Source organism: Pseudomonas paraeruginosa (assembly GCF_003025345.2).
Lineage (GTDB): Bacteria > Pseudomonadota > Gammaproteobacteria > Pseudomonadales > Pseudomonadaceae > Pseudomonas > Pseudomonas paraeruginosa.
In genome coordinates this window covers 1,233,907-1,257,271 of record NZ_CP020560.1, presented here as the reverse complement: position 1 = coordinate 1,257,271, position 23,365 = coordinate 1,233,907, and the positions used below count along the sequence as shown (strand labels likewise).

Sequence of the window (23,365 nt, the reverse complement as noted above, 5' to 3'; positions counted from 1 at the left end):
CGCGCAGCAGGTCTCAGGCCAGGACCCGGCGAACCGCCGGCAGCCGCGACAGCACCAGCCAGTCCAGCGCCCAGACCAGCAGGAGCGAGGCCCCCACCAGCGGGAAGGCCACGCTCAGCGCCAGCATGATGGCGATGCCGGTCTTCCAGCGCGGCAGCTCGTGGCGCAACGGCGGCACGCCAAGGCGCCCGGCCGGCTTGCGCTTCCACCAGATCCACAGGCCGCTCGCCGAGCTGAGCAGGATCGCCAGGCAGGCCGCGAGCATCAGCAACTGGTTGGCCAGGCCGAAGAACTTGCCTTCGTGCAGCACCACGCCCATCTGCACGCTCCTCGCCACCGCGTTGTAGTCCTGCCAACGCACGTCGGCGAGGACCTTGCCGCTGTACTGGTCGATGTGCAGGGTGGCGTCGTGGCGCGGATCGTCGGGGAACACGGAAATCGTGTAGACCCCCTCCATCCCGCTCGGCAGGGCGATCCCGTAGCCCGCCGCCACGCCGCGCTCGCGGGCGATATCCACCACCCTTTGCAGAGGGATGCCCGCCGGCATCGGCATGTCCATCGGCATCTCGCGCCCGGCCTGGGCGGAGTGCCCGCGATGCTCGGCATGGGCGTCGGCCGCCGGCGGCTGCGAGCGCGGCAGCGGAGTGTTCTCCAGCGGCCAGGGCACCTGCTGGCGCGACGCGCTGTTGAGGCTACCGGCCTGCATGTCGGAGGTTGGCACATCGTTCCACATCGCCGCCGGGAAGCGGTTCCAGACATCGGCGAACTGCTTGCCCCAGTAGCCGGTCCAGGTCATCCCGCTGAGCAGCATGAACAGCAACAGCAGGCTGCCCCAGAAACCGGCGACCACATGTAAATCGCGCCACAGCGGTCGTCCGCGCAGGTGCAGGCGCGGCCAGAGCAGCGCGCTCGCCGCCCGGCCGCGCGGCCACCACAGATAAAGACCGGAGACCACCAGGACGATGCCCCAGCCGGCGGCCAGCTCGATCAGCCGGTCGCCGACGGTCCCGACCATCAGCTCGCCGTGCAGCGCCCGGGCCACCGCCTGGAGATTCAGTTGCGCATCCTGGCGGCCGAGCTCGCGTCCACTGTAGGGGTCGACGAACAGGTTCCACTGCCTGCCCTCTTCGCCGATCACGAATTGCGCGCTGCGCCCCGCCTCGCTCGGCGGCAGGTACTGGCTGACGGCGGCCTGCGGGTGCGCCTGGCGCACCCCGGCGAGCAACTGGTCGGCGCTGCGCATCTGCGCGCCGGCCTCGACGCGCAGCAATTGCGGGTAGAGCAGCGCATCCAGCTGCGGCTTGAACAGGTAGACGATTCCGGTCAGCGCCAGCAGGATCATGAAGGGCGCGACGAACAGGCCGGCGTAGAAATGCCAGCGCCAGGCCAGCGCGTAGAAGTCACGGCCGTTCTTTTCGTTGGGTTGCATGGATCACCTCATCGGAGCACACAGGCAAGGCGGGCCCCGCTGGGCGGGGCCTCGTTCAAGGTTCAGAAGCTGAAGTCGACCTTGGTCCAGAAGGTCCGGCCCGGCTCGGGAACCGTTTCGTTGGCGGAGAAACCGAAGCCGGCGTCGCCGGCCTTGTTCAGGTGCTCGGTGTAATCCTTGTCGAACAGGTTATCGACGCCGGCGCTCAGCTTGACGTTACGCGTCACCCGGTAGGCGCCGTTGAGCGAGAAGACGCCGAAGCCGGCGCTCTTGTCGAAGTCCTTGCCAACCACGTTGCCCTGGTCGCGGGCGACGCGGTTCTGCGGCGCGACCACCCGCCACAGGCTGCCGGCGCTCCAGTCGCCCTCCTCGTAGGTCAGGCCGAAGCGCGCCTCCAGCGGCGGGATCTGCGGCAGGGCGCGCCCGTCCGAACTGTTCTTGCCCCAGGCATAGGCCAGGCTGGCGTCGGTCTTCCAGTTGCCGGTCAACTGATAGGACGCACCGAGTTCGCCGCCCATGATCCGCGCGTCGACGTTGGTCGCCTGGGTCGAGGAGCCCATCATGCCCTCGCGATAGCTGAACAGGATGAAGTCCTGGACCACCCCGACGTAGCCGGAGGCCCAGGCCTGCAGCTTGTCGCCGTTGTACTGGAGGCCGAAGTCGAGCTGGGTGGTCTTTTCCGGCTTGATCTTGTCGAAGGCATTGACCGACCCGTTCGGCCCGCGCTTGGGCGAGAACAGCTCCCAGTAGTCGGGGAAGCGCTCGGCATGGCCGAGGCCGGCGTAGAGGGTGGTCGGCGAGTCGGCGAGGTCGTGCTCGTAGCGCACGAAGCCGCTGGGCAGGGTATCGGCGCGGGTATCGCCGGCCGTCGGGTTGGCCATGGCGTGGCCCATGTGTCCGGACTTGAGGGTCTGCCGGTAGTCCTTGACCGAGGCGCGGTCCAGGCGCAGCCCGCCGATCAGCCGGTCGCGCTCGGCGGCGAACCAGGTCAGTTCGCCGAAGGCCCCGTAGTTGTGGAACACCGCGTCCTTGCTCCAGGGGAACTGGTCGGCGTCGGTGTAGTAGTCGGTCATCATGTCGTAACTGGAGCCGCGCGCGCGATGTTCGTTGCGCATGGCGTCGACCCCGCCGACCAGCTTGAAATCGTCCCAGCGCCAGGTGGCCGCCAGGCGACCGCCGAGGGTGCGCCGGTCCACCTGGGACGCCATCGGCATCGGCATCATGCCGGACGGGTCGGGAGTGCGCAGGCGGAAGTTGTCCATGATGTGGTCGGCGTAGTTGTAGTAGACCTGCGCCTCGACCTTCTCCAGCACATCGCTGATGTTCGACTTGACGAAGCGCAGGCCCAGGCTCTCGCGCTTGAACTGCGAACCGTCCATGCCGCGCCCGGCGTAGCGTGCCTCGCCGTCGCCCTTGCCGGCGGTGAGCTCGATCAGGGTGTCCTCGTCGGGAGTCCAGCCGACCGCGACGTCGCCGTTCCACTTCTTCCAGCGCGACGGTACGGTATTTCCTGCGCCGTCCTCGTAATCGTCGGCCTGCGCGTGGTTGCCGGTGAAACGCACGTAGCCGAGCCGGTTGCCGGCGGCGGCGTCCAGCACCTTGTCGAAGCGGCCGTTGGAACCGGCCAGCAGGCTGGCGTTGACCCGCGAGCCGAGTTCGCCGAAGCGCTCCGGCTCACGCTCGAAGAGGATCGTCCCGGCCGACGCGCCCGGCCCCCAGAGCACCGTCTGCGGGCCCTTGATCACGGTGAGCTTGTCGTAGGTTTCCGGCGAGATGTAGGAGGTCGGCGCGTCCATCCGGTTCGGACAGGCGCCGAGCATCATGCCGCCGTTGGTGAGGATGTTCAGGCGCGAGCCGAACATACCGCGCAGTACCGGGTCGCCGTTGCTGCCGCCGTTGCGGATCACGGCGAAACCGGGAATGGTCTTCAGGTAATCGGCCCCATCGCTGGCCGGCACCGGCTGACGCGGTTCCTTGGGGTTGGTGACGATGGTCAGCGGCGAACTCTGGGCGACTCCGGTGACCACGCTGGGCGCCAGCTCCACGGCGTGATCCTGGTGCTGGGAGTGCTCCTCGGCCAGGACCGCCGACGGAGTCAGGGCCAGGCCGCACAGTGCGGCGAAGGCTCCCGCCCAGCGGCGGCGTTGTGCGAGACGGGCAGGGTCGAAGCTGAAAGCGGCGGTCGGGCAGGCGTTGCCGACCGCTCGTTGTTGAGTAGACATACGGTTTTCCATGATCTGTGTGACTTCCGCCCCGCCCCACGGCGAACAGGCGCGCGGCCAGGCTCGCGTCACCGGCGCGGCGAAGACGCGCCAGTGCCCCCAGGAACGGCGGCTATCGGATTGAAAGAGGTCAGGCGATCAGGAACGGCGGCGCGCGGGTGCGGGCGCCGGGAAACACCGGCGAGGCGACGAACGCCTCGCTGAGGAGGGCGACGACGGGCACCGCCGCGAAGGGCACGCAGAACAGCGCCAGGCTGGCGTCTTCGGTGAGCGGCGGGCTGTGGAACAGCAGGCTGCAATAACCGCACTTCTCCCAGAGCACGTCGCTGGCCAGGCGATTGCCGTCGCCCATCCCCGGCATGCCTGCGTGAAGGGCGGCGGAACGCTGGACGTCGGAACAATGCTCCCCGGCAGCGCCGTCCATGCCCTCGTGGGACATGCCTTCGTGGCCCATCGCCGCGCCCATCGGCATCGGATGGTCCATCGGCATCGACTGGGAGATCAGCGGGCCGACGAAGATCATCAGCATGGCGAACAACCCCAGCCATGCACCGATGCCTTGTCGTTTCAGAGTGGTCGCCACCCGCGACTCCCGCCGTCTTGAATGAGGCCCGCAGCGTATCCGGCCGGGCGGCCGCTCGCGCTAGGTCGTGTCCGAAAAGAGAAGTATGTGCCTGCCGTTATACGCTCCCGGCACAGGGAGCGAAATGATCGCACAAGGTCGGCCCGTCCTGCTGCGGCATGGGGCCGCAGAATTCTCGCTTGCGGAACACAGGCTGGCGGCGCAATCGGGACGAAGCTTTCACTTACGGCGAAGAATAAAAAGCTAAAAAAGCACTACAAATAGGAAATTCTACTAATTTTCCTTTAATGCTTGCCATTCAAATGCAGGCTCACTAGTGTGGTACGCATGAAAACGCCGCACACCCTCATTCTGCTCCGCCAACACGCCTGCCTGTGCCTGGTCAGCCCGCGACTGCGTGGCTGAGCGACGCTTCCCCTCCCCTCGTCATTGCGTTCGCCTGGCCACGCCGCCCGGGTATCGATTCCAAAGGATTAGCCCCATGAGCATGTTGAAAGACCCTTCGCAGAAATACCGTCCGTTCCCGGCCATCAATCTGCCCGACCGCACCTGGCCGTCGAAGACCATCACCGAAGTGCCGATCTGGTGCAGCTCCGACCTGCGCGACGGCAACCAGTCGCTGATCGAGCCGATGGACGCGGCGAAGAAGATGCGCTTCTTCAAGACCCTGGTGCAGGTCGGCCTGAAGCAGATCGAAGTGGCCTTCCCGTCGGCCTCGGACACCGACTTCAACTTCGTCCGCGAGCTGATCGAAGGCAACCACATCCCCGACGACGTCACCATCCAGGTGCTGACCCAGGCCCGCGAGGACCTGATCACCCGCACCTTCGAATCCCTGCGCGGGGCGAAGAAGGCCATCGTCCACGTCTACAACGCCACCGCGCCGTCGTTCCGCCGCATCGTTTTCAACCAGGACAAGCAGGGCGTCGTCGACATCGCCACCAACGCCGCCAAGCTGATCAGGAAGCTGGCCGCCGAGCAACCGGACACCCAGTGGTCGTTCCAGTACTCGCCGGAAATCTTCAGCTCCACCGAGCTGGAGTTCTCGGTCGAGGTCTGCAACGCGGTGATCGACGTCTGGCAGCCGACCCCGGAGCACAAGATCATCCTCAACCTGCCGGCCACCGTGGAGTGCGCCACGCCGAACGTCTACGCCGACCAGATCGAGTGGTTCGGCCGCCACGTCAACCGGCGTGACAGCGTGATCATCAGCCTGCACACCCACAACGACCGCGGCACCGGCGTGGCCGCCACCGAGCTGGGCCTGATGGCCGGCGCCGACCGCGTCGAAGGCTGCCTGTTCGGCAACGGCGAGCGCACCGGCAACGTCGACCTGGTGACCCTGGCGCTGAACATGTATACCCAGGGCCTGCACCCGCAACTGGACTTCTCCGACATCGACGCCGTGCGCAAGGTGGTCGAGGAATGCAACCAGCTGCCGGTCCACCCGCGCCACCCGTACGTCGGCGACCTGGTCCACACCGCCTTCTCCGGCTCGCACCAGGACGCCATCCGCAAGGGCTTCGCCCAGCAGAAGGAAGACGCGATCTGGGAGGTGCCCTACCTGCCGATCGACCCGGCCGACATCGGCCGCGACTACGAGGCGGTGATCCGGGTCAACAGCCAGTCCGGCAAGGGCGGCATCACCTTCCTGCTCGAGCAGGAATACGGCATCAGCCTGCCGCGCCGCATGCAGATCGAGTTCAGCCAGGTGGTACAGGGCGAGACCGACCGTCTCGGCCTGGAGATGACCGCCCAGCAGATCTACTCCCTGCTGGAGAACGAGTACCTGAAGGCGACCTCGCCCTATGCCCTGACCAGCCATCGCCTGCAGGAAGAGAACGGCACCAGCGCCGTCGACCTGGAAGTCACCTTCGACGGCGAGAAGCAGCACTGGCGCGGGATCGGCAAGGGCCCGCTGGAAGCCCTGGTCGCCGCCCTGCCGGTCAAGGCGGAGATCATGGACTACCACGAGCACGCCATCGGCGCCGGCGCCAACGCCAGGGCCGCGGCCTACATCGAGATCCGTCTCGAAGGCCAGCGCCCGCTGCACGGCATCGGCATCGACGAGAACATCACCACCGCCAGCTTCCGCGCCCTGTTCAGCGCACTGAACCGCGCGGTGACCCAGGCCGAGGCCAAGGCGGCCTGAGCCAGGGATGGGAATGAAAAAAGGGAGCCAATGGCTCCCTTTTTTCATGGATGCGACGTCATTCGTCGTCGCCGCTGGCGCTGACCGCTCCCAGGCACCTGAGCAGATGCGCGCCCCCGGTGCCCGCGATGCGCCAGGTGTCACCATCGGCCTGCGGCTCGGCTTCCATCACGGCGTTGTAGGAAAAACGCCAGTCGCGACGAGTGCGTCCATCCAGGCTTTCCACCGCCAGCACCCACTCCTCGCTGGCGAACGCCTGGTCGGCCTCCGCGGCCAGGTCCGCCTGGTCCAGCAGCGCCTCGTTGAGTTCGAAGCGCCAGGCATGCAGGCCGTCGATCTCGAGCATGTCGGCGGTTTCCAGTTCATCGAGCAGGTAACGTTCTGTGGTCATGGTCAGTCATCGCTGAAAAGAAGCCATGATACGGCAAAGCGGCGGTGCCTCAGGCCACCAGCATCACCACCGGCACCATCACCAGCAGGACCGCCAGCATGAACAGCAGGGCGATGCCGGCCGCCCTCCAGTTGGAAATGAAGCTGCCGCCGGCGGCCTTGTGGCTCTCCAGCGCCGGGCCGAAGGCCGACCTGGCGTAGTAGACCATGCCGATGATCTGCGCCACCGCGAAGCCGGTGGAGGGGATGTTCTCCGGCAATATCGCGCCCAGTACCAGCAGCAGGACGAACAGGCCGACGGCGACCAGCCAGGCGCGTCCGACCTCCTGCCCGCGGCCGAGGCGCCTCAGGTTCACCGCGGTCAGGAAGGCGCCAGCCAGGGGGGTGCCGATGAAAGTGCCCAGGCCGATGGCGGAAAGCCTGTACAGCGGCTCGCCCTGGGTTGCGCCCGGCTCGTCCAGGCGGGCTTCCGGCGGACGGAACGGGTTCTCGGTATCGCTGCTCATATGCGTGTGCTCCCTGCGGATCTTTACTGAAGCTTTACCAGGGCCGGCATTGGAAAATCCCGGCGACCGGCAGAGTCTATAGGACGCTGCGCGCCAGCTGAACATTCCGCGCCCGCCGGCAGTCACAGCAAGACGTGCGAACGAAAGCGCCCACACAGGACCGCACACAGGAGGGATGACGCATGAGCACACGCAAACTCGGCAACTCCGGGCTGGAAATCCCGGCCCTGGTATTCGGCGGCAACGTCTTCGGCTGGACCGCCGACGAAAGCACCTCCTTCAGGCTGCTGGACGCCCTGCTCGATGCCGGGCTGAACTGCATCGATACCGCCGACGTGTATTCGCGCTGGGTTCCCGGACACCAGGGTGGCGAATCGGAGAGTATCATCGGCAAATGGCTGAAACGCACCGGCAAGCGCGACCGGGTAGTGATCGCGAGCAAGGTCGGGATGGACATGGGCAACGGCCACAAGGGCCTCTCCGCGGCCTATATCGAACAGGCCCTGGAGGCTTCCCTGCGGCGCCTGCAGACCGACTACCTGGACCTCTACCAGTCGCATGCCGACGATCCACACACCGAACTGGAGGAAACCCTCTCCACCTACGGCGAGCTGATCAAGAAAGGCAAGGTTCGGGTCATCGGCGCCTCCAACCACGACGCCCGGCGCCTGATCCAGGCACGCCAGGTCAGCGCCCGGCTGAACCTGCCCAGCTACCAGAGCCTGCAGCCCGAGTACAACCTGTACGACCGCGCCGACTACGAAACCAACCTGGAGCCGACAGTGGAAGAACTCGGCCTTGGCGTGATCAGCTACTACTCGCTGGCCAGCGGTTTCCTCAGTGGCAAGTACCGCAGCGAAGCCGACACCGCGGGTCGTGCCCGCGGCGAGAAAGTCCGGGGTTACCTGAACGAGCGCGGCGTGGCGATCCTCGCGGCGCTCGATGAAGTGGCCGAGCAGTACAACGCCAATCCGACCCAGGTCGCCCTGGCCTGGCTGATCGCCCGCCCCACCGTCACCGCGCCGATTGCCAGCGCCACCAGCCTGGAACAGCTGGACGACCTGATCGCCGCCACCCGCCTGCGGCTCGACGAGCAGGCGATCCACCGCCTGGACAGCGCCAGCGCCTATTGACGGAGCACGGCGTCGAGGTGTCGCACAGGCGGATAACCGCAGCGCGGTTATCCGCCGGAACCCTCGAATGACGGCCGCGTGATCTCAGCTGAAGCGCGCCAGCACCGAACCGATATCCAGGTCGCCCTGCGGCGCCTGGCCATCCGGCGTCAGCTTGTTGACCAGTTCCGGCAGCAGGCTGCTCAGGTGCTCGGCCGCTTCGCCCTGGCTGACCCCGGCGGAGTCCGCCAGTTGTTGCAACTGGCCGTCGCCGAAGGCGCGGGAAATGTCCGCCGCCGACACCGCCTGGTTCGGCCCACCGCCGATCCAGGAATTCAGGGCATCGCCCAGGCCTGCGTTCTGGAGCACCTGGAACAACCCGCCGAGTCCGCCCAGGGAGCCGGCCTCCACCCCCGGCGCCTGCCCGGCACCGCCCGCGGCGCCACCGAGCAGATCGCCGAGGACGCCGCCCAGTCCACCGCTCGCAGCACCGCCGCCGGCGCCGCCAAGGATGCTGCCCAGCGAACCGAGCAGACCACCGCCATCGCCACCGCCCTGTGCCGCACCGCCCTGGCGTGACATCAGCATGGTCACCAGCCCGATCAACAGGGCCACTTTCGGATCGCGTGCACCTCCCTGTCCTTCAGAGCCACCCAGCGCCGAACCGAGAATCGAATCGAGCAGTCCCATTTGGTCTTCCTCCTGATCTGATGCCCACGGCGTATCGCCGCGGGATACGGGTAACTCCAGGCCCGGCGACGCGCCATCATGCACGGCGCCGGGTCATGGCCTCGGACATCGAGCGGAACAGGACGTTCCGGCATTCAAGGGTGGATTTCGAAGCGATCCGCATCCATGTAGGCCGGGAAGCGCTGGCGATAGGCCGCCAACGCCGCCGCGTCCAGCCGGACGCGGAACACGCCGTCGGCGTCCGCCGCGTTGAACAGGCTGTCGCCCTGGAAATCCAGGGCCTGGCTATCTCCAGCGTAGCGCAAGGCGTTGCCGTCTCCGCCGATACGATTCACCGCCACCACGTAGCAGAGGTTCTCGATCGCCCGCGCCGGCAGCAGGCGGTTCCAGTGCAGTCGACGAGGCGCGGGCCAGTTGGCGGTGTAGAGCAACAGGTCGGTGTCGTGCGGGTCGCGGCTCCATACCGGGAAGCGCAGGTCGTAGCAGATCAGCGGGCGCACCCGCCAGCCCTTGAGTTCGAACAGCTCCTGGCGCTCGCCGGGACTGTAGTGCTCATGCTCGCCGGCCATGCGGAACAGATGGCGCTTATCGTAGTGCAGCACCTCGCCGTCCGGACGCGCCCAGAGCAGACGGTTGCGGTGGCTGCCATCGGCGAGCTGGACGATCAGGCTGCCGGTGACCACCGCGCCGAGGCGGCGGGCCTGCTCCCGCAGCCAGGCGTGGGTCGGCCCCTGCTCGGGCTCGGCCTGCTCTGCCGAAGCCATGCTGAAACCGGTGGTGAACATTTCCGGGAGAATCACCAGGTCGGCGCCGGCGGCGCTTTCCAGCAGGGCGGTGAAATGCTCGCGGTTGGCCTGGGCATCGTGCCAGGCCAGGGAGGATTGGACCAGGGCGACGTCCAGGTCCGGCAGCACCGTCAGATCGCGCATAGCTTTTCCGCTGCCTGACGCAGCGTCTCCTCGCGTTTGGCGTAACAGAAGCGGACCAGGCGCAGGGCGTCCGGCGCCTTTTCATAAAACACCGAAACCGGGATCGCCGCCACTCCGTGTTCACGGGTCAGCCATTCGGCCATGGCGACGTCGTCCAGGTCCGGGCGGATCGCCGAATAGTCCACGCACTGGAAATAGGTGCCCGGCGCACGACTGAAACGGAAACGCGAGCCCTGCAGGAGGTCGCAGAACAGGTCCCGCTTGGCCTGGTAGAAGCCTGGCAACTGCCCCAGGTGCTCGGGATGGGCGGCCATGTAGTCGGCCAGCGCCCACTGCAACGGCGTGACCCCGCAGAAGTTGACGTACTGGTGGACCTTGCGCAGCTCCGCGCCGAGCGCCGGCGGCGCGACCACGTAGCCGGTCTTCCAGCCGGTGACGTGGTAGGTCTTGCCGAACGAGCTGACCACGAAGGAACGCGGATACAACTCGTCGTGGGACAGCACGCTGGTATGGGCGACGCCGTCGAACACCAGGTGCTCGTAGACCTCGTCGCTGATCAGGTAGATATCCCGGTCGCGGATCAGCGCCGCCAGGCGGTCCAGTTCCTCGCGGCTGATCAGCGCACCGCTGGGATTGTGCGGGGTGTTGATGATGACCAGCCGGGTACGCGGCCCGATGGCCTCGGCCATGCGCTGCCAGTCGATGGAGAAGTCCGGCAGCGCCAGCGGCACGTGCACGCAACGCCCGCCGGCGAGCTGCACCGACGGTTCGTAGCTGTCGTAGGACGGGTCGAGCACCACCACTTCGTCACCCGGATGGACCAACGCCTGGATCGCGCTGAAGATCGCCTCGGTCGCGCCCGGCGTGATGGTCACCTCGCTGTCGGCACTCACCCGACGCCCATAGAGCTGCTCGATCTTCTTCGCCACCTGCTCGCGCAGCGCCGGCAGGCCGGCCATCGGCGCGTACTGGTTGTGCCCGGCGGCGATATGCCGGCCTACCGCCTCGCGCAACTCCGGCGGACCGTCGAAATCGGGAAAGCCCTGGGAGAGGTTGATCGCGCCGCACTCGGCGGCCAGTTGCGACATGCGGGTGAAGATGGTGGTGCCGACATTCGGCAGCTTGCTCTGAATCATCGGGACTTCCTGCTGGGACTCGCCGGACGATAGCCCGGCCAGACGGGTGGCAGGGCAGGATAGCCGATCCGGAAGCGACGCTGCAGGGGCACGGCTTGGAAAAAAGCGCGCCCGCCGCAGGTCACGGGGGAATATGCGCCGGACCATGGCGCAGGACGAACAGCCGCCTCGCGATAATCCGCCGTCACGCCAGGGTACCGGCGGGGAACACCGGCAGCGCTATCCGCCCTACGGAGCGCAGCCAGAGCCAATGAAAAAAGCCCGACGGGATATCCATCGGGCTCTTCTTCAGCGAACGGCGCATCGCGCTCAGCGGCGCTTGTCCTTCTTCTTCTTCTCGGCCTTCTTGTGGTGCGACATCAGCCGGCGCTTCTTGTTGACCTGGCGCGCGGTCAGCGAGTTCTTCTTGCCCTCGTAGGGGTTCTCGCCGCCCTTGTATTCGATGCGGATCGGCGTACCGACCAACTTCAATACCCGCCGGTAGGTCTTCTCCAGGTAGCGCGTATAGGCCTTGGGCACCGCATCCACCTGGTTGCCATGGATCACGATCAGCGGCGGGTTGGCGCCGCCCAGGTGGGCGTAGCGCAGCTTGATCCGACGACCGTTGACCATCGGCGGCTGGTGTACCTGCACGGCGTCCTCGAGGATGCTGGTCAGGCGGCTGGTCGGCCAGCGGGTCACCGCCGAGCGGAAGGACTCCTGCACCGACTTGTAGAGGTGGCCGACGCCGGTACCGTGCAGCGCCGAGATGAAGTGGATGTCGGCGAAGTCGACGAACAGCAGGCGTCGCTCCAGCTCGGTCTTCACGTAGTCGCGCTCGGCCGCCTCCATGCCGTCCCACTTGTTCAGGGCGATCACCAGGGCGCGGCCGGTCTCGAGGACGAAGCCGAGCAGGTTGAGGTCGTGCTCGACCACCCCTTCGCGGGCGTCCATGACGAAGATCACCACGTTGGCATCCTGGATCGCCTGGAGGGTCTTCACCACCGAGAATTTTTCCACCGCCTCGAAGATCTTGCCGCGGCGACGCACGCCGGCGGTATCGATCAGGGTGTACTTCTCCTCGTTGCGCTCGAACGGGATGTAGATGCTGTCGCGGGTGGTGCCGGCCTGGTCGTAGACGATCACCCGCTCTTCGCCGAGCATGCGATTGACCAGAGTCGACTTGCCGACGTTGGGCCGGCCGATGATGGCGATCTTGATCCCGTCCTTCTCGCTGGGACCGGGAATCCGGGTCGGTTCCTCGCCTTCGGCGACCTCTTCGCTCGCCGGCTCGCCCTCGCCTTCTTCCTCCGCGTTGTCCTTGGGGAAGATCCCCAGGGCTTCCTGCAGCATATGGTTGATGCCGCGACCGTGGGCGGCGGCGATCGGCAGCGCGTCGCCCAGGCCCAGCGGGCTGAACTCGGCGCGGGCGAGGTCCGGGTCGATGGTGTCGACCTTGTTGGCGATCAGGAAGCTGCGCTTGTTCCGCTTGCGCAGGTGCTCGGCGATCATCTGGTCGGCGGCGGTCATCCCGGCGCGCGAGTCGACCAGGAACAGCACCGCGTCGGCTTCCTCGATGGCCTGCAGCGATTGCTCGGCCATCTTCGCATCGATGCCTTCCTCATCACCGGAGATACCCCCGGTATCGATGACAATGTAGGTGCGCCCCTGCCAGCGCGCCTCGCCGTACTGGCGGTCGCGGGTCAGGCCGGCGTACTCCGCCACGATGGCGTCGCGCGACTTGGTCAGGCGGTTGAACAGAGTGGACTTGCCGACGTTCGGACGACCCACCAGGGCAATAACGGGAACCATGCGGCTCTCCACGAGAATTCAGAAAACACAAAGGCCGCTGACGTCGGACGGCAGCGGCCGGACACTTGAAACCCAGTCTAGCGGATGGTGTAGGCGACGAGCTTGCCACCGTTGCCGAACACGTACATCCAGCTACCGACCACCAGCGGGCGAACCCGCACGCCGTCGCTGTCGACCCGCTCGCGACCGACGAAGCGACCGTCCACCTGGCTCAGCAGATGCACGTAGCCTTCCAGATCGCCGACCACCACGTTGCTGGAGAACACCGCCGGAGCCGACAGTTGCCGACGCGCCAGGGCGTCGTTGTTCCACAGCGAGGAGGCGCCGCGCGCATCCAGTCCTTCCACCGAACCGCTGGCCTGGCTCACGTAGATGTTGCCGAAGCCCTCGGCGACGCCGACGTAGCTGGAGGCCTCGCGTTGCCAGAGCAGGCGGCCGCTGTTCACATCCAGCGCCGCGGCGCGGCCCTGGTAGCTGACCACGTAGAGGGTGTCGCCGGACAGCAGGAGGCCGCCGTCGATGTCCACCACGCGATCCAGTTCGGAACGGCCCTGGGGGATCGCCACGCGCTGCTCCCAGATCGGCAAGCCACGCTGTACGTCGACCGCCACCACCTTGCCGCTGGCCAGGCCAGCCAGGGCCATGTTGCCGGCGATCAGCGGCGCGCCGGTGCCGCGCAGGGTCAGCACCGGCACGCTGCTTTCGTAGATCCAGCGCTGGTCGCCGCTGGCGGCGTCGAGGCCGATCAGCTTGTCGTCCTGGGTCTGCACCACCACCACGTCGCCGTTGGTGGCCGGCGCGGACAGCACTTCGCTGTTGACCCGCTTGGTCCATTTCTTCTTGCCGGTGGCCTCGTCGAGGGCGATCACGTCGCCGCGCAGGGTGCCCACCAGCACCAGGCCGTAGCCGACGCCGACTCCGCCGGAAACCGGACGCTCGAGGTCCTTCTTCCAGAGCACATCGCCGGTCTCGCGCTGGATCGCCATCACCCGCCCTTCGGCGGAAGCGGCGTAGATGGTGGAACCGTCCACCGCCGGCTCGAGCAGGTTGTAGAGGTCACCCTGGCCGTCACCGACCGAGCGGCTCCACTGCTTGCTCAGAACGACTTCCTCTTTGAAGTCGGTCAGCTCGGCGGGCGGGAGTTCCTTCTTGCTGTTGCTGCTGCAACCCACGACCGCAAGGGCCAGGGCGAGCAGCGCCGCGTGTTTCCATTGCACCATCTCAGGCCTCTCCCTTGGACAGGTCGTCGAGCTTGATCTGCAGGGCGTCGCCGGCACCGTCTTCGGGCAGCGACTGCTTGGCTTTCTCGTAGGCCGCGCGCGCCTCGTCGGTGCGCTTGAGCTGCACCAGCAGGTCGCCCTTGAGCTCCTCGCGGGTGGAGACGTAGGCCTTGTCGGCATCGCCTTCGAGCAGCTTCAGGCCTTCCTCGACCTTGCCCTGGGCCGCCAGGACACGGGCCAGGCGCTGCCGCGCCAGTTCGCCGAGGGTGGCGTCGGCCGGCTTGTCCATGACCGCCTTCAGCTCGGCAACGGCGTCATCCAGCTTGCCGCTGTCGACCGCGACCTTGGCCACGAACAGGCTGCCGTACTGGGCGTAGTGGGTACCGCCGAACTCGCTCTTCAGCTTGCCGGCCAGTTCCGCCACTTTCGCGGTGTCCGGCTGGCCAGCCGGGTTCAGCGCGGTTTCGATCAGTTGCTGGTAGACGATCGAGGCGCCCTGCGCCTGGTTGGTCTGGTACTTCTGCCAGGCCTGCCAGCCGAATACCACTGCCAGCGCGAGGATGCCGCCGGTGACCAGCGGCTTGCCGTTGCGCTGCCACCAGTCCTTGATCTGCGCCAGGTCTTCGTCTTCGGTACGCGATGTCACCCCAATCACTCCTATTCTTTATGTTCTCAAGCCTGTGCCAGACAGGCTGCCAGGTGCTCGGGCAGAGCGTCCCAGGCAATGCTTTGTTGCTCGCCCTCGTCACGCAGGGGCTTGAAACCTACCACGCGATTGGCCACCTCGTCCTCCCCGAGGATCAGGGCGTAGCGCGCGCCGCTCTTGTCGGCCTTTTTGAACTGGCTCTTGAAGCTGCCGGCGCCGGCGTTGACCAGCAGGCGTATGCCGGGAATCGAGCTGCGCAGCTGTTCGGCCAGGGCCAGGGCGGCCAGCTCCGCCGGTTCGCCGAAGGCACAGACGTACAGGTCGGCCGGACGGTTCAGTTCCGCCGGGATCACGTCGAGAGTCTCCAGCAGCAGCACCAGGCGCTCCACCCCCATGGCGAAACCGACGCCCGGGGTCGGCTTGCCGCCGAACTGGCTGACCAGCCCGTCGTAGCGGCCGCCGCCACAAACGGTGCCCTGGGCACCGAGCTTGTCGGTGACCCACTCGAACGCCGTGCGGCAGTAGTAGTCGAGGCCGCGCACCAGCTTCTGGTTGATCTCGTAGCGCAGGCCGACCGCATCCAGGCGGGCCTTGAGACCCTCGAAGTGGGCGATCGACTCTTCGTCGAGGTAGTCGTGCAGGGTCGGCGCACCGACCAGCAGAGCCTGGGTGCTCTCCACCTTGCTGTCGAGGATCCGCAGCGGGTTGGTGGTCATGCGCCGCTGGCTGTCCTCGTCGAGCTGCTCGAAGCGCTCCTGCAGGTAGGCCACCAGGGCCTCGCGATAGCGTGCGCGGGCCTCGCTGGAACCCAGGGTGTTGAGCTGCAGGGTCACCGCGTCGGCCATGCCGAGCTTCTGCCACAGGCGCCAGGTGAGGATGACCAGTTCGGCGTCGATGTCCGGGCCGGGCAGGTTGAAGACTTCCACGCCAATCTGGTGGAACTGCCGGTAGCGGCCTTTCTGCGGCTTCTCGTAGCGGAACATGGGCCCGGTGTACCACAGCTTCTGTACCTGGCCACCGCCACTCAGGCCGTGTTCGAGCACGGCGCGCACGCAACCGGCGGTGCCTTCGGGGCGCATGGTCAGGGATTCGCCGTTGCGGTCGAGGAAGGTATACATCTCCTTGTCGACCACGTCGGTGCCTTCGCCGATACCGCGGGCGAAGAGCTCGGTGAATTCGAGGATGGGCAGGCGGATCTCGCTGTAGCCGTAACCGTCCAGCAGGCCGGCGAAGGTGCGTTCCAGATAGCGCCAGGCCGGAGTCTGCTCCGGCAGGATGTCGTTCATGCCACGGATGGCTTGCAGGGACTTGCTCACGTAGGGTCCTTAAACGCTGGTCAGCCGCGGGCGATCAGGCTCGCATCGGCCTCGGCCTTCTCGGCCGCCTTCTGGCGGATCAGCCGTTCCAGCTCGTCCACCAGGTTGTCGTTGGTCAGTTTCTGCGACGGCTTGCCGTCGATGTACACCAGGTTCGGGGTGCCGCCGGTGAGGCCGACGTGGGCCTCCTTGGCCTCGCCCGGACCGTTGACGACGCAACCGATCACGGCCACGTCCATCGGTACCAGCAGGTCTTCCAGGCGCCCCTCCAGCTCGTTCATGGTCTTCACCACGTCGAAGTTCTGTCGTGAGCAGCTCGGGCAGGCGATGAAATTGATGCCACGGGAGCGCAGGTGAAGGGACTTGAGGATGTCGAAACCGACCTTGATCTCCTCCACCGGGTCGGCCGCCAGGGAAATCCGGATGGTGTCGCCGATCCCTTCGGCCAACAGCATGCCCAGGCCCACCGCGGACTTCACGGTGCCGGAACGCAGGCCACCGGCCTCGGTGATGCCCAGGTGCAGGGGTTGCTCGATCTGCCTGGCCAGCAGGCGATAGGCGGCGACGGCCATGAACACGTCGGAGGCCTTGACGCTGACCTTGAAGTTCTGGAAATCCAGCTTGTCGAGATGATCGACATGGCGCATGGCCGATTCGAGCAGGGCTTCCGGCGTGGGTTCGCCGTATTTCTTCTGCAGGTCCTTTTCCAGCGACCCGGCGTTGACGCCGATACGGATCGGGATGTTGCGTTCGCGCGCGGCGTCGACCACCGCCTTGACCCGGTCCTCGCGACCGATATTGCCTGGGTTGATGCGCAGGCAGTCCACGCCCAGCTCCGCAACGCGCAGGGCGATGCGGTAGTCGAAGTGGATGTCCGCCACCAGCGGCACGTTGACCTGCTGCTTGATCTTGCCGAACGCCTCGGCAGCGTCCATGTCCGGCACCGAGACCCGCACGATGTCCGCGCCGGCATCTTCCAGGCGACGGATCTGCGCCACGGTGGCGGCGACGTCGCAGGTCTCGGTGTTGGTCATGCTCTGCACGGCGATCGGCGCGTCGCCGCCCACCGGGACATTGCCGACCCAGATTTTCCGGGACTTGCGACGAGTGATCGGAGAAGCGCTATGAATGCTCATTGTCCTACCTTCAGACGGGCCGTCTCGCCGCGGACGAAGGGCGTCACGTCCACCGGCTGACCGTTGTAGCTGACCTGCGCGCCACGGGCGAAGCCGAGACGCAGCTCCAGCGGAGCCTTGCCAGCCAGCTCCAGGCTGTCGCCCTTGCGCTTCAGCGCGCTGACCAGGACCTTGCCATTGGCGTCGGTGACCTGGGTCCAGCAGTCGGCGACGAACTGTACCTTAACCACGCCCTGGCCTTCACCGGCCACCACCGGAGCCACGGCGGGCTCGCCCGGCGCGGCGGGCGCCGCCGGGCTGGCCGTGAGCGGGGCGCCGGGTGCTGCATCGGGAGCGCTGGCGGCTGGAGCGGCAGGCGCGGTGGCAGGTTGCTGCGGCGCGGCGGCGGAACCCTGCTGGGCCGGGGCGGCGGGAACCTGGCCACCCTCGGTCGCGGCCGGCGGCGTACCTTCGGCCTGCGCGGCGATTTCCGGGGAGACCTCGACGGGCGGCTGCCCGCCCTCCTTCTGCGCCTCGGCCACCGCCTGGTCTTCAGGCTCGTCCAGGGTATGGATCTCGGTGGTGCCGTCGGCGCTCTCCACCTCGACATGCTCGAGGCTGAGGCCGGCGGTTTCCGGGTTGCGCGTGGAGTGCTCCTGCCACCAGAAGTAACCGAAGCCGATCAGCAGCGCGAGCAGCAGCAGGCTGACGATGCGCAGCACGTTGCGCGACAGGCGCACCGGTTCGGCGACCCGGCCCAGGCTCTGCACGGTGCTGCCGCTGGCGTTGGTGCCGGTGAAATGATCGAAGCTGTTGACCAGTTCGGCCTGGTCGAGACCCATGAGCTTGGCGTAGGCGCGGATGTAGCCTCGCGAGAAGGTGTGCCCCGGCAACTTGTCGAACGCCCCGTTCTCCAGCTGGCGCAACGAATTCTCGGTCAGGTTCAGCTGCCCGGCCACCTGCGACAGCGACAGGCCCTTCTGCTCGCGCGCCTGGCGCAAGGTTTCCCCGGGATTCTGACGGGAAGCGGTGGCTACGACTTCGGGCTGCGGCGCTTTCATCATTTTTCCGCCTGGAATTCCTTGTATTCGGGAGAGCCTGGGTACAGGCGTTTCAATTGCAGGCCGTAACTGGCTGCCGTGTCGCGATCCTCGAAGACCTTCGCGAGACGGATACCCAGCAGCAGGCTACGGGCATTCTGCCCGCCGCCCTGGGCAAAGAGATCATAGTACTGGCGAGCCGGCACGTACTCGCGCTCCCTGTAGAGCAGGTCGGCCATTTCCAGCGCGACGCGGGGCTGGTTGCGGTTCAGGCGCAGGGACTTCTCGAAGTACTCCTTGGCCTGTGCCGGCCTCTTCAGTTGCAGGGAAACCAGGCCGAGGTTTTCGAACACCCGCGAGCGTTCGGGATACAGGTTGTCCTGGCTGGCCTCGACGAAGCGCTGGTAGGCCTCCTCGTAGCGTTTCTGCTCGTAAAGGAAACCACCGTAGTTGTTCAGGATGCGGGCGTTGCGGCTGTCGCCGGCGAGCGCCTTGCGGTATTCCTCGTCGGCCAGCCGGGGTTCCATCTCGGTCTGGAACACCACCGCCAGCGCGGCGTGCGCATCGACGCTGGAGGGGTCGATCTCCAGGGCCTTGCGCAGCGGCACCTTGGCCTGCTCGGTACTGCCGCGCTGCAGATAGCCCAGGCCGAGCTGGATGTAGGCGTCGCGCGCCTCGTCACGGCCCTTGTCGGTCTTCAGGGGATTCTGATCTCCGCTCGTCACGCAGCCCGTCAGCCCGATTGCCAACAGGAACACCAGCGCGGCGCGTACAGTCATCGGAACCCTCCTCTCAATCAATTTCGATTCGCCGCCGACTCGGACTCGGCCAACTGGCGGACGGCAATGTAACGCTCGCTCCGGCGGGTGCGGTCCATGACCTGGCCGACCAACTGGCCGCAGGCCGCGTCGATGTCGTCGCCACGGGTGGTACGGACGGTCACGTTGAAGCCGCCCTTGTGCAGCAGGTCCTGGAAACGCCGGATGGCATTGTTGCTCGGACGCTCGTAGCCGGAGTGCGGGAATGGATTAAACGGAATCAGGTTGATCTTGCAAGGCGTGTCTTTCAGCAATGCGATCATCTGCTCAGCATGCTCGGGCTGATCGTTCACATCCTTGAGCAGGGTGTACTCGACGGTCAGCACGCGCTTCTCGCCGAGACGGGAAATATAGCGGCGGCAAGCGTCCAGCAGCATCGTCAGCGGATACTTCTTGTTGATCGGCACCAGCCTGTTGCGCAGCTCGTCGTTCGGCGCGTGCAGCGACAGCGCAAGGGAAACGTCGATCACCTCGCCGAGCTTGTCGATCATCGGCACCACGCCGGAGGTGGACAGGGTCACCTTGCGCTTGGAAATGCCATAGCCGAGGTCGTCCATCATGATGTTCATGGCGGCGACCACGTTGTCGAAGTTCAGCAGCGGCTCGCCCATGCCCATCATCACCACGTTGGTGATGGCACGATCGATCTTGGCCGGGACGGTGCCGAACGACTTGTTGGCGATCCACACCTGGCCGATCACCTCGGCGGCGCTCAGGTCGCTGTTGAAGCCCTGCTTGCCGGTGGAGCAGAAACTGCAGTCCAGGGCGCAGCCCGCCTGGGAGGAAACGCACAGCGTGCCGCGTCCGCCCTGGGGAATGTACACGGTCTCGACACAACTGCCGGACGCTACCCGGACCACCCACTTGCGGGTGCCGTCGGCGGAGATGTCCTGGCTGACGATCTCGGGACCGCGGATCTCGGCGGAGGCCTTGAGCTTTTCGCGCAAGGCCTTGCCGACGTTGGTCATGGCGTCGAAGTCATCGACGCCAAAGTGGTGAATCCACTTCATGACCTGACCGGCACGGAAGCGCTTCTCGCCGATGGACTCGAAGAACTGTTCCAGTTGCGGCTGGGTCAGGCCCAGCAGGTTCACTTTGCCGGTGGCGGTCGTCATGGCTTCACCCTCACCTGCGGTCGATCAGCGAATGCGCTCGCAGACTTCGGTAGCCGCGAAGAAGTAGGCGATTTCGCGAGCGGCAGAAGCCTCGGAGTCGGAACCGTGGACCGCGTTCTCGTCGATGGAAACGGCGAAGTCGGCGCGGATGGTGCCGGCGTCGGCCTTCTTCGGATCGGTGGCGCCCATCAGCTCGCGGTTCTTGGCGATGGCGTCCTCACCTTCCAGGACCTGGACTACAACCGGACCGGAAGTCATGAAGGAAACCAGGTCCTTGAAGAACGGACGCTCTTTGTGCTCGGCGTAGAAACCACCGGCTTCGCGCTCGGACAGCTGAACCATCTTCGCCGCGACGACGCGCAGGCCGGCTTTTTCGAAGCGGGTCAGGATTTCGCCGATCACGTTCTTGGAGACGGCGTCCGGCTTGATGATGGACAGGGTGCGTTGCAGTGCCATTGGAAAAACTCCGAAACAAGGTTGTCTAGCTTGGGCGGCCCCGCCAGCGGGGCGGGACGCCGTGATTCGTTCAGGACGCTGACGAAAACGGCCCGAAAGGGCCGGAGTCAGCGTGGCTGTGCCTGGCCCCAGGCCAGACATGCCAGGCCTGGAACGCGCTCGCGGGCGATCTCAGGCCTTACCTAAAATAAAACCCGCGAATTATACGCGGGTTCCCGGCAAATGCGTAGGGCAGGCCTATGGCTAGTCCCGCTCCTCGATCCAGGCGGCCTGGATCGCCTCCAGGACCTTCTCCCCGCTACGCTGTGGATCGTCGGAAAACTCCGGCAGTTCCACTACCCAGCGCCGCAGATCGACGAAGTTCACGTAGCGCGGGTCGACATCCGGCTTGCTTTCGTCGAGCTGGATGGCGATCTCCAGCACATCGGTCCATTTCAGGCTCATCGCGCGCTCCTTCTTTCCAGCAGGCTCAGTGGCCTTCGGACACCTGGTTGATGGTGTACCTGGGGATCTCGACCACCAGGTCCTTCTCCGCCACGACCGCCTGGCAGGACAGACGCGAGTCGGGCTCCAGGCCCCAGGCCTTGTCGAGCATGTCGTCCTCGAGTTCGTCGGAGGGCTCCATGGAATTGAAGCCCTCGCGGACGATCACGTGGCAGGTGGTGCAGGCGCAGGACTTCTCGCAGGCATGCTCGATCTCGATGCCATTGCGCAGCGCGGCATCCAGGATGGTTTCGCCGGGCTGGGCCTCGAATACCGCACCTTCGGGGCAGTGCTCGGCGTGGGGCAGAATCACGATCTGCGGCATCTCGCTCATTCCTCGATTTCGTTGAGCCGGCGTCCGGAGAGAGCGGCCTTGACGGTCGCATCCATCCGCCGCGCGGCGAAAGCATCGGTTACCTGGGACAGGCGCTTGATCTGGTTCTCGATGGCCGCGGTATCGCTACCGCCGGCCAGTTCACGCAAGCTGTCCATCTGCGCCGCGATGGCCAGGCGCTCCTCTTCGTCCAGGAGGCGTTCGCCGTCGGCGTCCAGCGCCGACTGCACGGCCTCCAGCAGCCGTTGCGCCTCGACCTGCTGCTCGCGCAGCGCGCGCGCCGCCTTGTCGTCGCCGGCATAGTCGAAGGAGTCCTTGAGCATCCGTGCGATCTCGCCATCGGTCAGGCCATAGGAGGGCTTGACCTGGATGCTGGCCTCGACGCCGGAGCTGAGTTCGCGCGCGGAAACGCCGAGCAGGCCATCGGCGTCGACCTGGAAGGTCACGCGGATCTTCGCCGCGCCCGCCACCATCGGCGGGATGCCACGCAGTTCGAAGCGCGCCAGCGAACGACAATCCTTCACCAGCTCGCGCTCGCCCTGCAGCACATGGATCATCATGGCCGTCTGGCCATCCTTGTAGGTAGTGAACTCCTGGGCGCGCGCCACCGGGATCGTGGTGTTGCGCGGGATCACCTTCTCCATCAGCCCGCCCATGGTCTCCAGACCGAGCGACAGCGGGATCACGTCCAGCAACAGCAACTCCTCGCCACGCTTGTTGCCGGCCAGGGCGTCGGCCTGGATGGCCGCGCCGATGGCGACCACCTGGTCCGGGTCGATGTCGGTCAGCGGCTCGCAGCCGAACAACTCGCCGACCGCCGAGCGCACCCGGGGCACGCGGGTCGAGCCGCCGACCATCACCACCGAGCGGATCTCCTCCAGGTCGATGCCCGAGTCGCGCACCGCGCGCCGGCAGGACTTGAGGCTGCGGGCGATGAACGGCTCGATCAGCTCGTCGAGCTTCGCCCGGCTCAGCTCTCCGCGCCAATCGCCGTAGCTGACGCTCACCGAGGTCGCGTCGGTCAGGCGCTCCTTCGCTGCACAGGCGATTTGCAGCAATTCGCGCTGGCGGCCCGGATCGAGGTCGGCGGACAACCCCGCCTGCTCGATCACCCAGCCGGCGACGGCATGGTCGAAGTCGTCGCCGCCCAGGGCGGTGTCGCCACCGGTGGCCAGCACCTCGAAGACACCCCGGGTCAGGCGCAGGATGGAAATGTCGAAGGTGCCGCCACCCAGGTCGTAGATGGCAACCAGGCCTTCCGCGCCCTTGTCCAGGCCATAGGCCACGGCGGCGGCGGTCGGCTCGTTGAGCAGACGCAGGACATTCAGCCCCGCCAGCCGCGCGGCGTCCTTGGTCGCCTGGCGCTGGGCGTCGTCGAAATAGGCCGGCACGGTGATCACCGCGCCTACCAGTTCGCCACCGAGAGTGGTCTCGGCGCGCTGACGCAGTTCCCGGAGGATGTCCGCCGAGACTTCCACCGGGCTCTTCAGGCCCTGCACGGTCTCGATGAAAGGCATGTGCGACTCGCCCTGGCGGAAGCGGTAGGGCAACTGCTCGCCCAGCTGCTTGACGTCCTCCAGGCCGCGCCCCATCAGGCGCTTGACTGAAATGATGGTATTCAGCGGGTCCTGCGCGGCGGCCGCGCGGGCACCCTCGCCCACTTCCGCACGGTCGGCGTGGTAGCGCACCGCGGAAGGCAGGATCAGACGCCCGCGGGCATCCGGCAAAGGCTCGGCGACGCCGCTGCGCACCGCGGCGACCAGCGAATTGGTGGTACCCAGGTCGATCCCAACCGCCAGGCGACGCTCATGGGGCTTGGGGCTCTGACCGGGCTCGGCGATCTGCAGTAGGGCCATGCTCTGTCTTAACTATGGGGTGCGGC

General features: G+C 66.5%; 22 protein-coding genes. 2 read left to right on the top strand and 20 right to left on the bottom strand.

The features are described 5' to 3' along the window. Window positions 1-13: 13 nt before the first annotated feature. The 3 genes from B7D75_RS06125 to B7D75_RS06115 form a co-directional block, all read right to left on the bottom strand. Window positions 14-1,429, bottom strand: coding sequence for a PepSY-associated TM helix domain-containing protein (locus B7D75_RS06125; protein WP_058129822.1), 1,416 nt, complete (start codon window positions 1,427-1,429; stop codon window positions 14-16). A 62-nt stretch (window positions 1,430-1,491) separates the two neighbouring features. Continuing rightward, entirely contained in the window at window positions 1,492-3,663 is a 2,172-nt protein-coding gene (locus B7D75_RS06120) for a TonB-dependent copper receptor (protein ID WP_107113842.1), read from the bottom strand. Window positions 3,664-3,781: 118 nt separating this feature from the next. Then, window positions 3,782-4,180, bottom strand: coding sequence for a DUF2946 domain-containing protein (locus tag B7D75_RS06115; RefSeq protein ID WP_185269353.1), 399 nt, complete (start codon window positions 4,178-4,180; stop codon window positions 3,782-3,784). Between the two features lie 535 nt (window positions 4,181-4,715). Between B7D75_RS06115 and leuA the strand changes: the two genes are divergently transcribed. After that, window positions 4,716-6,386, top strand: coding sequence for a 2-isopropylmalate synthase (gene leuA / locus B7D75_RS06105; RefSeq protein WP_034081183.1), 1,671 nt, complete (start codon window positions 4,716-4,718; stop codon window positions 6,384-6,386). Window positions 6,387-6,444: 58 nt separating this feature from the next. Here leuA and B7D75_RS06100 read toward each other — a convergent pair whose 3' ends face one another. After that, complete coding sequence (locus tag B7D75_RS06100; protein WP_034081184.1) at window positions 6,445-6,777, bottom strand: DUF5629 family protein; 333 nt, start codon at window positions 6,775-6,777, stop codon at window positions 6,445-6,447. A 49-nt stretch (window positions 6,778-6,826) separates the two neighbouring features. After that, a complete protein-coding gene (locus B7D75_RS06095; protein WP_003154177.1) occupies window positions 6,827-7,282 on the bottom strand; it encodes a hypothetical protein in 456 nt (151 codons plus the stop codon). Window positions 7,283-7,464: 182 nt separating this feature from the next. Between B7D75_RS06095 and B7D75_RS06090 the strand changes: the two genes are divergently transcribed. Then, window positions 7,465-8,415, top strand: a complete 951-nt coding sequence (locus tag B7D75_RS06090; protein ID WP_003154179.1) for an aldo/keto reductase — start codon at window positions 7,465-7,467, stop codon at window positions 8,413-8,415. A gap of 84 nt (window positions 8,416-8,499) precedes the next feature. Here B7D75_RS06090 and B7D75_RS06085 read toward each other — a convergent pair whose 3' ends face one another. The 15 genes from B7D75_RS06085 to hscA all read right to left on the bottom strand — a co-directional run bounded on the left by B7D75_RS06085 (window position 8,500) and on the right by hscA (window position 23,339). Continuing rightward, entirely contained in the window at window positions 8,500-9,084 is a 585-nt protein-coding gene (locus tag B7D75_RS06085; protein ID WP_107113840.1) for a YidB family protein, read from the bottom strand. A gap of 134 nt (window positions 9,085-9,218) precedes the next feature. After that, a complete protein-coding gene (locus tag B7D75_RS06080) occupies window positions 9,219-10,013 on the bottom strand; it encodes an amidohydrolase (protein ID WP_107113839.1) in 795 nt (264 codons plus the stop codon). Beyond that, window positions 10,001-11,149 (bottom strand): pyridoxal phosphate-dependent aminotransferase, encoded by a 1,149-nt coding sequence (locus B7D75_RS06075; RefSeq protein ID WP_012074565.1) that lies wholly within the window; start codon window positions 11,147-11,149, stop codon window positions 10,001-10,003. Before B7D75_RS06075 ends, B7D75_RS06080 begins: the two co-directional genes overlap by 13 nt. A 309-nt stretch (window positions 11,150-11,458) precedes the next feature. Beyond that, complete coding sequence (gene der, locus B7D75_RS06070; protein WP_003092786.1) at window positions 11,459-12,940, bottom strand: ribosome biogenesis GTPase Der; 1,482 nt, start codon at window positions 12,938-12,940, stop codon at window positions 11,459-11,461. Window positions 12,941-13,017: 77 nt separating this feature from the next. Then, window positions 13,018-14,160: an outer membrane protein assembly factor BamB gene (gene bamB, locus B7D75_RS06065; RefSeq protein WP_012074563.1), complete on the bottom strand. Its 1,143-nt coding sequence runs from the start codon at window positions 14,158-14,160 to the stop codon at window positions 13,018-13,020. Between the two features lies 1 nt (window position 14,161). Further along, entirely contained in the window at window positions 14,162-14,806 is a 645-nt protein-coding gene (locus B7D75_RS06060) for a YfgM family protein (RefSeq protein ID WP_003157149.1), read from the bottom strand. Window positions 14,807-14,832: 26 nt separating this feature from the next. Further along, complete coding sequence (hisS, locus tag B7D75_RS06055) at window positions 14,833-16,122, bottom strand: histidine--tRNA ligase (protein WP_107113838.1); 1,290 nt, start codon at window positions 16,120-16,122, stop codon at window positions 14,833-14,835. 20 nt (window positions 16,123-16,142) lie between these two features. Further along, on the bottom strand, window positions 16,143-17,258 hold the full coding sequence (ispG, locus tag B7D75_RS06050) for a flavodoxin-dependent (E)-4-hydroxy-3-methylbut-2-enyl-diphosphate synthase (RefSeq protein WP_012074562.1): 1,116 nt from the start codon (window positions 17,256-17,258) through the stop codon (window positions 16,143-16,145). Then, window positions 17,255-18,301: a RodZ domain-containing protein gene (locus B7D75_RS06045; protein ID WP_043100960.1), complete on the bottom strand. Its 1,047-nt coding sequence runs from the start codon at window positions 18,299-18,301 to the stop codon at window positions 17,255-17,257. Before B7D75_RS06045 ends, ispG begins: the two co-directional genes overlap by 4 nt. After that, on the bottom strand, window positions 18,298-19,056 hold the full coding sequence (pilF, locus tag B7D75_RS06040; protein ID WP_034081190.1) for a type 4a pilus biogenesis protein PilF: 759 nt from the start codon (window positions 19,054-19,056) through the stop codon (window positions 18,298-18,300). Before pilF ends, B7D75_RS06045 begins: the two co-directional genes overlap by 4 nt. 17 nt (window positions 19,057-19,073) lie before the next feature. Beyond that, entirely contained in the window at window positions 19,074-20,210 is a 1,137-nt protein-coding gene (gene rlmN / locus B7D75_RS06035) for a 23S rRNA (adenine(2503)-C(2))-methyltransferase RlmN (RefSeq protein WP_033997033.1), read from the bottom strand. Between the two features lie 24 nt (window positions 20,211-20,234). Next, window positions 20,235-20,666 (bottom strand): nucleoside-diphosphate kinase, encoded by a 432-nt coding sequence (gene ndk / locus B7D75_RS06030; RefSeq protein ID WP_003092811.1) that lies wholly within the window; start codon window positions 20,664-20,666, stop codon window positions 20,235-20,237. A 243-nt stretch (window positions 20,667-20,909) separates the two neighbouring features. Further along, window positions 20,910-21,110: a Fe-S cluster assembly protein IscX gene (gene iscX / locus B7D75_RS06025; RefSeq protein WP_003150712.1), complete on the bottom strand. Its 201-nt coding sequence runs from the start codon at window positions 21,108-21,110 to the stop codon at window positions 20,910-20,912. Window positions 21,111-21,135: 25 nt separating this feature from the next. Beyond that, window positions 21,136-21,474: an ISC system 2Fe-2S type ferredoxin gene (gene fdx, locus B7D75_RS06020; RefSeq protein ID WP_003150713.1), complete on the bottom strand. Its 339-nt coding sequence runs from the start codon at window positions 21,472-21,474 to the stop codon at window positions 21,136-21,138. Window positions 21,475-21,479: 5 nt separating this feature from the next. Then, complete coding sequence (gene hscA, locus B7D75_RS06015) at window positions 21,480-23,339, bottom strand: Fe-S protein assembly chaperone HscA (protein WP_034081193.1); 1,860 nt, start codon at window positions 23,337-23,339, stop codon at window positions 21,480-21,482. Window positions 23,340-23,365 lie beyond the last annotated feature (26 nt).